This is a genomic window from Leptospira ryugenii (genome assembly GCF_003114855.1).
GTDB classification, from domain to species: domain Bacteria; phylum Spirochaetota; class Leptospiria; order Leptospirales; family Leptospiraceae; genus Leptospira_A; species Leptospira_A ryugenii.
This window is the reverse complement of the sequence record NZ_BFBB01000008.1, coordinates 114729-127358: the sequence shown is the minus strand read 5'-3', so window position 1 is coordinate 127358 and position 12630 is coordinate 114729. Positions and strand designations below refer to the sequence as shown.

The 12630-nt window shown below is 39.2% G+C and carries 8 protein-coding genes; 2 read left to right on the top strand and 6 right to left on the bottom strand.

Features of this window, described 5'->3' with window-relative positions:
- Positions 1-2: 2 nt before the first annotated feature.
- The 6 genes from DI060_RS13175 to DI060_RS13150 all read right to left on the bottom strand — a co-directional run bounded on the left by DI060_RS13175 (position 3) and on the right by DI060_RS13150 (position 9614).
- The gene (locus DI060_RS13175; RefSeq protein ID WP_108977385.1) at positions 3-2081 is read right to left on the bottom strand and encodes a putative bifunctional diguanylate cyclase/phosphodiesterase; all 2079 of its coding nucleotides are present in this window, start codon (positions 2079-2081) and stop codon (positions 3-5) included.
- Positions 2071-3318: an amidohydrolase family protein gene (locus DI060_RS13170; protein ID WP_108977383.1), complete on the bottom strand. Its 1248-nt coding sequence runs from the start codon at positions 3316-3318 to the stop codon at positions 2071-2073. Before DI060_RS13170 ends, DI060_RS13175 begins: the two co-directional genes overlap by 11 nt.
- Positions 3319-3397: 79 nt before the next feature.
- A complete protein-coding gene (locus DI060_RS13165) occupies positions 3398-6139 on the bottom strand; it encodes an FAD-dependent monooxygenase (RefSeq protein WP_108977381.1) in 2742 nt (913 codons plus the stop codon).
- The gene (locus DI060_RS13160) at positions 6136-6585 is read right to left on the bottom strand and encodes a hypothetical protein (RefSeq protein ID WP_108977379.1); all 450 of its coding nucleotides are present in this window, start codon (positions 6583-6585) and stop codon (positions 6136-6138) included. The genes DI060_RS13165 and DI060_RS13160 overlap by 4 nt, the downstream gene beginning before the upstream one ends.
- Positions 6586-6670: 85 nt before the next feature.
- The gene (locus DI060_RS13155) at positions 6671-7837 is read right to left on the bottom strand and encodes a helix-turn-helix domain-containing protein (protein WP_108977377.1); all 1167 of its coding nucleotides are present in this window, start codon (positions 7835-7837) and stop codon (positions 6671-6673) included.
- Positions 7830-9614, bottom strand: a complete 1785-nt coding sequence (locus DI060_RS13150) for a RecQ family ATP-dependent DNA helicase (protein WP_244594401.1) — start codon at positions 9612-9614, stop codon at positions 7830-7832. The genes DI060_RS13155 and DI060_RS13150 overlap by 8 nt, the downstream gene beginning before the upstream one ends.
- A gap of 165 nt (positions 9615-9779) precedes the next feature.
- Between DI060_RS13150 and DI060_RS13145 the strand changes: the two genes are divergently transcribed.
- Positions 9780-11318, top strand: a complete 1539-nt coding sequence (locus tag DI060_RS13145; protein WP_108977373.1) for an MBOAT family O-acyltransferase — start codon at positions 9780-9782, stop codon at positions 11316-11318.
- Complete coding sequence (locus DI060_RS13140; RefSeq protein ID WP_108977371.1) at positions 11308-12585, top strand: DUF1574 domain-containing protein; 1278 nt, start codon at positions 11308-11310, stop codon at positions 12583-12585. The genes DI060_RS13145 and DI060_RS13140 overlap by 11 nt, the downstream gene beginning before the upstream one ends.
- The last annotated feature ends 45 nt before the right edge of the window (positions 12586-12630 follow it).

Here is a 12630-nt window from a genome sequence, read left to right as displayed (position 1 = left end):
GGTCAATCTGAAATTCCTAACTTTTGTTTTAGAAATTGGAGGCATTCATCGGCAGGCAAGGGACGCGAAAAGTAGAATCCTTGGATGCTATGGATGCCTGAAGCGATGAGCAGCTGAACTTGTTCTACTGTCTCTGCTCCTTCCGCGACGACATTCATTCCTAAGTTTTTTGCAAGATTCGATACTGCATGTACGATTGTGTCCGAGTCTTTGTCTGTTGTGATTTCGGAAATAAAGGATCGATCTATCTTAAGGCAAGAGATAGGAAATTTGCGGAGGTAACCAAGAGAACTATAGCCAGTTCCAAAATCATCAATGGCAATGCTAACTCCCAATTGACGGATCTGGTTTAAGGTGTGAACTGCGAGTTCTGCATTCTCCATAAGAGAACTTTCCGTAATTTCAATTTCCAAGAGTTTTGGGTCTATCTTAGATTCGGATAGATTTTTTTGTATCAAATAGATCAATTTTTCATGCTTGAACTGTTTTGTTGAAATATTCACAGCCATGGAAATATTTTTGATGCCTTTGTGAAACCAGTCATTTAATGTTTGGATCGCTTGCTGCAATACCCACTCACCAATCGGCAGGATCATACCGGTTTCTTCCGCGATGGGAATGAAAACATCTGGTGGAACGTTGCCACGGGACGGGAGATTCCATCGGATAAGTGCTTCGACACCTACAGGAAGATGCGATCGGATATCAATCTTCGGTTGAAAGACGAGGCTGAATTGGTTTTCTGCAAGTGCCATTCGTAGTTTGTTTTCTAGGTCCATTCGTTCAACCACGAATCTTTGCAACTCCTCCTTAAAGAAAACATAACAACTTTTACCTTGTTGTTTTGCTAAGTGGAGAGCACTGTCCGCATTTTTGATTAGTGTGGAAGGATCCTTTCCGTCATTGGGATAGATGGCAATGCCGATCGAAACATTCACAAATATATTCTCATTCTCTAGATAAAAAGGATGTTTCATTGCATCCAATATACTCTCAGCTATGACTGCAGCTTCCTTCTCGTCGTTTAGATCAGGAAGAGCTATCGTAAATTCATCTCCTCCTTGTCTTGACATCAAATCATAATTTCGAATGCTCTCTCTTATCCGGTAGGCAACCAATTTAAGTATACGGTCACCAAAATCATGTCCTCTTGATTCATTAAAAAATTTGAAATTATCTAAATCCAAAACTAAAATGCCAACCATGTTTCCATGCCGTCGTGCTTCTTCAAAGATTGGAGATAATTTGTCGATGAGAGAGTTTCGATTGGGTAAATTGGTTAGTTGGTCAAAAAATGCCATGTAGGCAATTTTTTCTTCGGCCGCCTTTCTTTTTGTAATGTCAACAAATGCAACTGCAAGACCAAAACCATCAATAGGAATAGGTGTCGCAAGTATCTCAAACCAGAGGATGGAATTTTTTTTGATTAAACCCAATTCCATGTCTCGAATGATTTCTCTTTTTTTAAGGGCTTTCATCAAACTTGATTTTCTAGGATACACTTTGTTTCCATTTGGTTGGATGAGAGTATATCTTCTTAAGTTGAGAGAGCGATTGAGTGCTTCTCCATCTTTTATATCAAAGTAAGTTCTTGCGGTTTTATTTGTTTCAATGATTCTGCCTTTTTCATCCGTAATGGCGATACCCATTGGGATATTGTCAAAGATAGATTTGTATTTCTGCTGTTGTAACATAAACTCATACGAGATATCTCTCTGAATGGTAATGTCGCGGTCAATCGCCAGTATTAATTTTTGGTCCACAAAAGGAAGAGCTAGCCACATCAATAGCACTTCTTCCCCATTTTTGGTCAACATTCTAGTTTCAAAGCTTGTAATGGCCTTACGAAGTTTTAGATCATTTAATGCTTCAGAAACAATCTCTCGATTTTCTTCTGGGAGAAACTCGGTAAGGGACTTACCTAATATTTCAATTTCAGAATATTCTACTAAGCGAGAGAATTTTTTGGTAACGGAAATAAACTTTCCATCCCAATCAAAGACTTGAAAGGTATCTGGAAATTGTTCGACAAGTGTCGAAGATGGTTTTAAAGTTTCGCCAAAAGAATCATCATTCCGCATCTATCAATTTGCCTAAAAAGTAAACAGCCTCGATCGACCCCGGAAATTCAAATCCTTCAAAGGGAGACCAGCCTGACTTACTTTTTATCATTCTTTTTTCAAATATAAAGGGTTTTTTTAAATTAAGTATAGAAAAATTTGCCGCATAACCTTCATTAATGACTCCAAACCCCTTCCCAAACTTTTTGGGAAGATAGGGTTTTACGAAATCCCCAGGATTTTTCGAGCAAATCTTTGCAATTGTCGTCAAGGGCACTTTGAGAGTTGAAATCATATATGTTACGAAGAGCGAATATGTATCTAATTGAGAGATTCCGCTTGTACCTTTTTGCTTTTCTTCAATGCTGTGAGGCGCGTGGTCAGTTGCCAAAAAGTCCACATATCCGTCCAGGACACCCTGCAACATAGCTTCACGGTCTTCTCTTCCCCGTAAAGGAGGGTTCATTTGGAACCAAAGTCTATTTTCTGGCGTCAACATATCGGTATCAAACATCAAATGGGTTGGTGTGACTTCGCAGCTTACAGAAACTCCCCTTTTCTTTGCTGCGATGATCTTTTGCAGGCCCTCTTTTGTGGAATAGTGGCAGAGTTTCCCTTTTAGTTCATACTTTTCGATGAGCATTAGTGCAAAGTCTGTGGCCAAGGTCTCAGCTTGTACGGGACGTCTTTCTTCATGTGTCGGTTTGTTTTTGTTGGCTACCAAAACCTCTGGATCTTCACAATGGAAAGAAACATCTTGGCCTCGGTATCTTTGGATCACTTGTTCCAATGCCTCATTGCTTTCAAAAAATAACTCACCAATGGAAGGTCCCATAAAAACTTTGTACGGGACTTTTGTAGATAAGGGTTGGGTTTCTGGACCTATGCCTGCATAGAGTGTGATGTGGATGGGAGATTTGTGTGTGAGTGCGACTTTCTCTGCATAGGAACTATCATTGATTGGTGGAATTGGATTGTTTGGCATATCCGCTACATGAACCACACCACCGTTGATAGCGGCCTTACCTGCAGAGACAAAGTCTTCTTTGTAACAATGTTTCCCTGAGACATCTTCTCGAGCATGGATGTGAATATCGCCAAAACCTGGAAAGATCACACAATCTTCTGAATATCGTTTTGCTTGTGGATCGATTCCTTCGATAACTTTTGTAATATAACCAGTGCTAGGATCAAACTCAATCGTACCTTCATAAACGGATTCATGAGTTGCTATGCGACCTGCGATTCTTTCTAACATCTGAGCCTCCTAATTTTCAGGGAAGAGGGAAATTTCTTTTCCATGAAAATTCAAAGGCTATAAAATTCAGTCGGAAATTCTAAATTCCGACTTTTTCTATGAATTTATTTTCTAATTTGCCTAATCCCTCCCCATCCATCTCCACCATGTCTCCATCCTTTAAAAAACGGTTTCTTTGCTTCTTTAGAGCAAGTTTGAGTTTACTATTTCTCTCAATCCCTAAAAAATCGAAAAAACGAATCCAAATTCGCGAAGTTTGCATCGCTACACCACCGGGAGTTCCCATAATCACCATATCATTTTTTTCTAGTTTTCTATCTGGATACTGCTTGTGGATGAATCGAAGCATTTCTTTTGGGGTGTAAATCATATTGGACACCAATTCATTTTGCCTCTCCTCGCCATTCACGAAAGTTTTCAATCTGAGGTTAGGAAGTAAGTTGGGTTTCCATTCTTTAGGAATCCAAATCTGATCCGATACAGGTAAAAATTTAGGAAAACTCTTAGAAAGCCCCCAAAAGGCAATGCGGTTTTTTTGTCCTTCCCCGAAGATCGCTAAGGATCTAGCTGAGACATCATTTGCGAGAAAGAAAGCGATCTTGGGAGAGTAAAGATCCGACTGAAGCGACTCTATTTGAACATCTTCTAACAATACAAAACCGAGTTCCACCTCGTAATCTAAGAGTGGTGAGAAATTGTTGATAGCATGGATTGTCTCTGCTTGCACACTGGGGTCAAACGCGACCAAAGATTGGACTAAGTCTTGGTTTGTGGGAATCGGAATCTCGGCTTTGTTTTCTGCTAAACTTTGCAACTCCTTTTCAAAGATTGGTGGTGGTATCTCGGGATCATACTCACTTGCTGTTTCCTCAATGTGTTTTGCATAAACGAGTCCGAGGCCGTATATTCGCTTGGGACTAGGATACCAATCCACCAATTTCCCTTCCGATAATTCCACCAAATCAAAATTAGCTGGTTTGGGAGGGTTGTCAATAGGCCTCATAAGACTAAAAAGTCCTAAAGCGATACATAGTAGTGAAATAGAAATAATTGCCGGAATGAACATTTTTTGTTTCCTTTGCTTAGTTTTTTGAATGGCATCTTCCCATATTGCGTTACCCTCCATTAGCCTTTGGATGCATTCGGAGAAAAATTCTCCTCTTGTCATTGAAGTGTTTCTATCCTCTTGAACAGCATACACATGTCCATCAGGTCTTACCAAAACACATCCATATTTGGGAATAGAGAGATCTTGCATCGGACTATCTATATTGGGTACTTTATGTACTGTTAGTGGAATTCCCATTAACAGCATTTCAGATTTCAAAATTTGATTGGATTCATTGTCACCAAAGACAAAAGCTTGTATGGACTCGGAATCTAGATAGCTATGACTGGATCTGTCCCCAATAAAAAAGTGAGGAAATCTCCTTCCAACCAAGCCTTGGGTTTGCTTGGCATAAGAGTACGTAATGTCCAAATTGAGTCGATCGAAATGAGGGATTTGAGCTTGGATTGCATTTTTTATTTTGGCCTTTTTACGAGAATCTTTCAAAGAACTTTCGATTTTGCGGTTTGCCCAATAGGCAATCTGATCCATGAATGCCTGTTTTCGCTTATGGTTGAAACAGACTAAAAGGATCTTTGCATGAATCAATCTTTTGAGATATATTCCAAGTGAGAGCGAAATCCCCAATGCTTTTGGAATGGAAAGTAATCGTTTCCAATTTTTAACGCTTTCCAGAGCATTTTTTCTAACGACTGGCTTTCGTTCTAACTCATACGTAGACAATAATGACGTGGATACATTTCGATGTAGAACAAATTTTAATTTCCAAGAGAGATTGCAGGCATCAATGACTCCGGAGTTTAATCCCAGGCCACCTGTCGGTGGAAATCGGTGAGCTGCATCACCTAACAAAAAAATCCGATTTTTAAAAAAGGTTTTAGCAATTTGTGCACTCATTTGCCAATGTTTTATGGAAGAAATGGAAAATTGATAGTCGTCTGGTTTTTCTATAATTGTTCGCAGTGTCTTTTGAAAAAAAGCTTTATCATAGTTTTCTAATCTATCCCACGACAGATCAATCGGGTGGTGGTATACCCATCTTTTTTTTGGGTGATGTGCGATGAGGACACCAGGAAATCGAGCATCGAAGATCCAATTGAGTTTAGCGGGAATCTGTAAATCATTGCTTAAGTCATCTGTGAAAAAGACATTTACAACATCTTGTAGTTTTTTTGGCCCCAACATTTCTATGGAAAGGTGGTTCCTAACGGCCGAATTTGCGCCATCGCAAGCAATTAGGTACTGCGAACGAATTTGAAACAGCTCTTGTGTTTTTAAATCCTTCACACAACTGACAATGCCATCGCTATCTTCTTCCGAAGATATCCACTCCATGTTTAACGCGAGAGTAGATGATTTTTTTTGACTCAGATGGGAGCGTAGTATGGTCTCTAACTCAGTTTGCGAAATGTTAAGGTACGGAGGCGAAATAGAGTAGGTTCCTTCGTATTTTTTCCCGATCGATGGTTCTTGGAGATCAATGGAGCCGAAAGGGGATCGGATCGTTTTACAGAATGTAATCTTTGAAGCGGTTTCCTGATCGCTTGCTTCCTTTACTAATTCCTTTAAGGAGACACCCAAGGAATGTATAATTTCCAATGTTCTCCCACTTATCTCGTGCGCCTTGGGATGTTTTTGTATTTCATTTGTTCGTTCGAGGATAATATTTTGGATACCATATTTCGTTAGTGCCAAAGACATAACCATGCCAGTAGGGCCTGCACCGATGATTAGAATTTCAGTCTCTTTCATTTTTTAGTACCTGTTTGTGAAGTGGGTAAAGTTTGCAGCAATCTGAGGTTGAATAGTAATAACAAACTCAAGGCACCAAAAACAATGATGTTTTCGTTTATTTCAAATACCGCAAGGTGAATCTTTGCATCGAATATATCAGCGTTATACGAATCTCCTAAAATTACAGAGTTCCAAAATGCAAGGGCATTTAAACACTGTAGTGTCCAGAGAAACATCAATCCTTCTTTTGCAATTTGTTTTTCGATCCAAAGTTTGTAGATAGAATACAGTCCTATGCCTGCCCATAAAGAGATATTCCACATCAAGTGGAATCTTGCATGTCCTACCCATTCTGGATTTAATAGATGTGAAGAGTTTGTATCTCGAAAGATGGGCCCGAAGAATTCAAGGGCACCCACAGTAAGTGTTGCTTTCAAAAAAAGAAATTTGGTATTGCTAGACATTTTTTGCTCCTAACATAGAAGCATAGCGAATCATTCAGAATCTGCGACTTTGCTTGCGAGAGTAGACTAAAAAAGAAAACGTATTTTAACTGGAATGGTGCGAATTTCGAAATTCAGTGGGAGTTTGGCCGGTTGTCTTCTTAAATGCTTTATTGAATGCGGCTTTCGATTGAAATCCAGCTTCCAAACCTATATTTAAAACATTTTTAAACTTCGCCTCTGGTTGTACCAATAATTGTTTGGCTCGTTCAATTCTATATTGGTTGATCCATTGGAAAAAGTTCTGCGAAAATTCTATATTGATCGTCATAGAAAGGTGGTGTTGTGGGATTTGGAGCCGATCTGCCAAGCTCTGAATGGATATTTCTTCCTCCAAAAAAGCTTCCTCTTCACTCATAAATGTTTCTAATTTGTTTTTAATTTTTTGTCTTTGGTCCGTAGTGAGAGCCTGTTTTTGGTATTTGGAAGGAGACACCTCCTGGGAAAGCAATGCGGTAGCTTCGATACGTTTTGTATCTTCCAAATGAATCCCCATAAGATTTGGTTTTCGGATCACGTAAAAGAGAGCTAAATATACCAAGATCAATTGAACCAAACCTTCTACAGGAGAGACAGGAACCAAAACTATAGAAAAAAGTCCGAGGATAAGGAGTACCAAATATAAAATCACACAAGTGCTGATCAGTCCAATGAAACTACGAAGCCAGATTAATCTCTCGAGTTCATCATTTCCCAATTGAAAGACTGATTCCTCGGCGTACAATTTGATCAAACGAAAGGATAAAAAACAAAAATAAGAAGTATAAATATTAGCAAAAATTAATATAATAGAGGAAGACTTACCCACGATTCCAGTTTGCAAAATGATACTTTCTAAATTCTTAAACTCCTCGTATCTAAAAAACAAAAATAAAAAAGCACAAAAGACAATTCCGATTGGAACCGCATACACCTGAGATTCCTTTTTTTGTGCTTCTTGGAAGAAGAGAGTGGATCTCGTATAAAAAAATAAAATTGGCCCAATCGAATACAAACTTGGAAAGACAAATATAGGTAAGTAGATAGCAGATACAGCTTTGATACTAACAGAAAATCGGAGTAAAAAGATAAATGAAAAGATCAGGATTAATGCGGCAAGATAGCCAGAAGGTTTGGATTGTTTTCTGGAATAAAAAAGCGAAAGGGAAAGAAAGAAGGAAATACTTAGGCTAACGAGAGAAAGATTTGCGGTAATGATTTGGTATTCATTCATAACGTCTTAATATCTCTAGGATTTCATTTCCAAACCTTTGGACTTTAGCAGGTCCGACTCCTTTTGTCATTTCTAATTCTTCTAAATTTCTTGGTTTACGCTCCGCAATCCGTTTTAGAACTGGATTTTGAAAGACCATAAACTTTTTCCATTTCAATTGTCTGGACTTTCTGTCCCTATAATTTACGAGTTCTTTTAAAATTTGGCTATTGATAGTAGGTACTTTTTGTATTTTCTTTGGCTCTCTCTGTTTGCCATCTAATCCTAACTTTCCTGAACTTCGTTTGATTGGTCCAGATTGCCCTAGGAATAACTTTGGGTATTTGATTCCCGAAATGAGCACATGTTTTTTTTCGATCCAATCTTCTAATACAGCCAAGATAGCTTCTTCTGGCACCTGTTTGAGTTTTCCATGTAAAGGATTTCTCTCCAATCGATAACGTAAGATATCTTTTGACATTTTGCCGCTGAGAGCTTTTGCGATCATATTCTTACCGTAGGTTGCAGGGTATAACTTTAAAAATTCTCTGATGAAGTTCAACTCATGCTCATCAAATTGATAACTTCGCTTTTCTTCTTTTTTACGAAGTTTAACTTCTTCCTTTTTTAAGTAGGATTCTCTACTTACCGAACTTTCTGTACATATATCACAGATTCCGCAAGTCTGGATTTTTTCTCCAAAATAATCGCAAAGCTGAATCTGCCGGCAAATTGGTTTTGTTGCATAATCCTTTATGTGTTTGAGAAGACTATCTCCACCTTTATAATTTGCCTCTTTAGATATCATAAATGCCTGTGTAGCCACATCGGCATTCTTAAAAAACATGACACAATCAGATGGTTGCCCATCTCTTCCTGCTCGACCTGCCTCTTGGTAATAAGCTTCCAAAGATGCCGGGACTTGGAAATGTACCACCAAACGTACGTCTGGTTGGTCCATGCCCATACCAAATGCATTTGTGGCAACGAGGATGGGAACTTTGCCTGCTGTATATGCATTTTGAGTTCTCTCTCGGATTCCCTCTGTCCTACCTGCATGGTATTTGCCTACTGAAAATCCGTGATCTTGTAACAGCTCGTACACTTCGTCCGCTTTCTTTCTTGTAGCACAATAGACGATTGCCCGTCCCGGACTTTTTTTGGTTTCTCTCCATCCCTGTAAAAGATCTAGAAGTCGATCCACCTTTTCCCTTTCGTTTTGTGGGAATTCAACACGAAACCGAAGATTGGGACGGTAAAAGGAGGAAATAACAGTATTCGCGGATCCCATTCCCAAGGCAGCCTGAATATCAAAACGTACTTTTTCTGTTGCGGTAGCCGTTAATGCCACCAATGGAAACTGCGGATGTGGGTGCCTTTCTCGTAGAAGATGGATTTGGCGGTATTCGGGACGAAAGTCATGCCCCCATTGGGAAACACAGTGCGCTTCGTCCACAACTAGATAGGAAACTGGTAACTCTTTCCATATCCGCAGAAATCCGTTGGATAAGGCTCTTTCCGGAGAAACCAATAATACTTTGATTTCTGCTCTGGCTGCTTCAGATAAAACCTTCATCTGTTCGAGTTCATCCAAAGTGGAATTGCAATAGGCGGCCGGAATTCCCCATTTTTGTAAACTTTCTGCTTGGTCTTTCATTAAGGCAATTAATGGAGAGATAACGACTGTTACTTTATCTTTTGTGAGTACAGCAGGAAGTTGGTAAATCAGAGATTTGCCTGCACCAGTAGGAAGAATGGCTAATGTATCTCTCCCCGCCAAAATAGATTTGATGGCCATCTCCTGGCCGGGACGGAATTGCGAGTATCCAAAATATTGTTTCAGAGAGCTGTGAAGGTCCAATCGATTCCATCAGATGGAAAAAAGGAAGGCGGTCAATGATAACTTACATCCCTATTTTTCGGTTTTACAAAGTAAGGTTTCCCAGAAAGCTAAGAAAACCACATGCTTTTTAATACCTTCGTTTTTTTGGTTTTTTTTCTCCTGGTATACGGGATTTTTCTTATCCTTGGTATGTGGGCTAAGGATAAGCCTTGGGCACTTAGGTTGCAAAATCTGTGGCTTCTGGCAGCATCCTACTTTTTTTACGGATGGTGGGAGTGGTTTTTTTTAAGCCTTATCATCATCAGTACTTTTATAGACTATTTTTGTGCAATTGGTATAGAAAAAAGCCAATCCCAATCTCGTAGAAGACTCTTTCTAGGTATTTCCATCTTCGGAAACTTAGGTATGTTATTCACAATGAAGTACTTTGACTTCTTTGTTGATAGTTTTTTGTTTTCATTCAATAAGATTATACTTTCGTTAGGTGGTGAGGCGCTTTCACCAGGCTCAGTATTCACAATTTCCAACATCATTTTACCTGTTGGTATCAGTTTTTATACCTTTCAAACAATGTCCTATACGATTGATGTTTATAAAGGCCAGATGAAGGCAGAGCATGATTTTTTTGATTTTGCTCTTTTTGTGAATTACTTCCCACAATTGGTGGCAGGTCCGATAGAACGAGCCTCCGATCTCCTCCCTCAGTTGAAAAAACCTAAATTTCCTAGTTTGGACTCTGTTCGGCTCGCCTTCTGGGACATCCTTCTCGGTTACTTTATGAAGGTGTATGTGGCCGACAACTTGGCTATCTATATAGACCAAGTCTTCTTGGGTGGCAAAAGCCTCTATCTGGCAAACCCTGAGATTATCTTAAACGTAGATGGAAGCCAAATCTTTGTAGCCTGTTTGGGCTTACTCATGCAGGTATATTGTGATTTTGCAGGCTACTCGTTCATTGCACTCGGAACATCACGTTTATTAGGTGTGAATTTAACCGTAAACTTTGAAACTCCAGAGTTTTCTAGAAACCCGATCGAATTTTGGAATCGATGGCATGTTACCTTAAATCGATGGTTTCGAGATTATATCTACTTTGCCTTAGGTGGAAGCAAATTTGGAAAGTTAAAACAGCTAAGAAATTTATTTTTGATCTTTGTTGTGTCTGGTTTTTGGCATGGGGCCAATTGGACCTTTGTCACATGGGGGACAATGCAAGGTGTTTATACTGTCATCTATTTAGCATTTCTTGCCCCAAAGGAAAAACAGGAAACAAATCCATCGCCATCCTTTTCCTGGAAGACTCTATTTACGGGCACCGCTTCGAGACTTCTCATTTACGTTTTGGTTTCTGTTAGTGGAGTTGCCTTCCGGAGTTATGATGCGAGTATGATGGGGATTTACTTTCAAAAAGTACTTTTTGTATGGGATTGGCAGATACAGCCAGGCAATGGGATCAAACAAGCTTCTCTTTTGTTAGAAGAGATGGTAAAGATCACATTACCTCTGTTCATTCTAGATGGGATCACATATTTCAAAAAGGATCGCTATTGGTTTTATCAAAACCATTACATAGTCCAAGGATTAATCTTCTCTCTCCTCTTTTTTCTTATCATAGTGAAAGGTATTTTCGGGAAGGAGGTGATTTACTTTGCTTTCTAAATTTAAGGGTATTCTCCTTGTTTTTGTCCTTTTTTCGATTCTAGAAATTGTTGTAAGGATAGTTGACACACATTACCTCGAACAACCTGAGATTTTCTTTGTTAACTTAAAAAAACAATACGTTGAGTCGGGTAGGGGTGATGCGGATATTCTCATCATTGGTGATTCGAGGTCCATGGCACTTGCAGGCTATCAGAAACAAAATGATTCTGAGTACAGCGTGTACAACCATAGCCTACCTGCGATGGGACCAAAGTATTATAGATTCTTCATAGAAAAGTACCTACGATCAGGTAACAAAAAACCCAAAATGGTTCTTTTCGCTGCCTCTCCGAAATTGTACTCTGCAGGTTATGGGGCTCCTCTTTACGACCCTACTGGAAAACATGTTTCACAAAACGAAAGTTTATCGGAATATATCCAGAGGAGATGGAATGAAGGCTGGGAAAAAAATCTTTTTCGGTCAAAAGAAAGCGAAAAAATCATCCAATACAGTGGCAAACAAGATAATTTCGACCAGATTTTATGGGAATTTTTTGGGCATAGATACCTGCATCAGTTTAGCATATCGGAACTTTGGGAACAGTATGACGGAGTAGAAAGGATTTTTATCATTTCCAAAGCAATCCCACTGTTATACGAAACCTATAGATTCCATGGTGCTATTCGAAATGCCTTAAGTTTGGAAAACTGGAAACTATCAAAAGACTATACCGATCGATCAAAGTTTTGTGAGGCATGTGCCAACATAGAAGCAGGGATCTGCCTACCTTCACACTCCCAACGAGAAGACAATCATATCATTGAAGATCAGATCACAAGGCATCATGGCAAATACAATATCTCCAATCGTGTCAAACCTGAACTAGTCCAGTTTGCAAGAGCGAAATATAAAGAAGAGATGAAATTGGAAACCTACTCTAAGGACCCAGCTACCTGGGAACCGGTCAATTTCCAAGTTATGGAAGACTTGATTCAATTTAGCAAAGAGCAAGGCATACATTTTGGTTTTGTCTATTTGCCATGGATTGACCAAAAAGAAAGGGCACCAGAAGTACAAGCACGCAAACAAAAGCTCCTAGAATTCTTTCGCTCCCACCCTGATTCTGGATTATTCTTTTTTCCAAGCTCAGAATATCCCATTGATCTGTTTGTTGATTTGATCCACTACGACTGCCGTGGAGAAACAAGAGTCAATCAGGAATTCCAAAAGAATGTACTGCCCCAAGTATTTTCTTTTTTGAAAAAACATCAAAATTCAAATTGATTTTCTTTTCTGATCCTCGAAGATTTAAGTTCAAATTTTACATGA

Excerpts from the sequence above, each read along its gene's own strand:
- DI060_RS13175 (WP_108977385.1), bottom strand. The coding sequence starts at position 2,081 with ATGCGGAATGATGATTCTTTTGGCGAAACTTTAAAACCATCTTCGACA.
- DI060_RS13170 (WP_108977383.1), bottom strand. The coding sequence starts at position 3,318 with ATGTTAGAAAGAATCGCAGGTCGCATAGCAACTCATGAATCCGTTTAT.
- DI060_RS13165 (WP_108977381.1), bottom strand. The coding sequence starts at position 6,139 with ATGAAAGAGACTGAAATTCTAATCATCGGTGCAGGCCCTACTGGCATG.
- DI060_RS13160 (WP_108977379.1), bottom strand. The coding sequence starts at position 6,585 with ATGTCTAGCAATACCAAATTTCTTTTTTTGAAAGCAACACTTACTGTG.
- DI060_RS13155 (WP_108977377.1), bottom strand. The coding sequence starts at position 7,837 with ATGAATGAATACCAAATCATTACCGCAAATCTTTCTCTCGTTAGCCTA.
- DI060_RS13150 (WP_244594401.1), bottom strand. The coding sequence starts at position 9,614 with ATGGCCATCAAATCTATTTTGGCGGGGAGAGATACATTAGCCATTCTT.
- DI060_RS13145 (WP_108977373.1), top strand. The coding sequence starts at position 9,780 with ATGCTTTTTAATACCTTCGTTTTTTTGGTTTTTTTTCTCCTGGTATAC.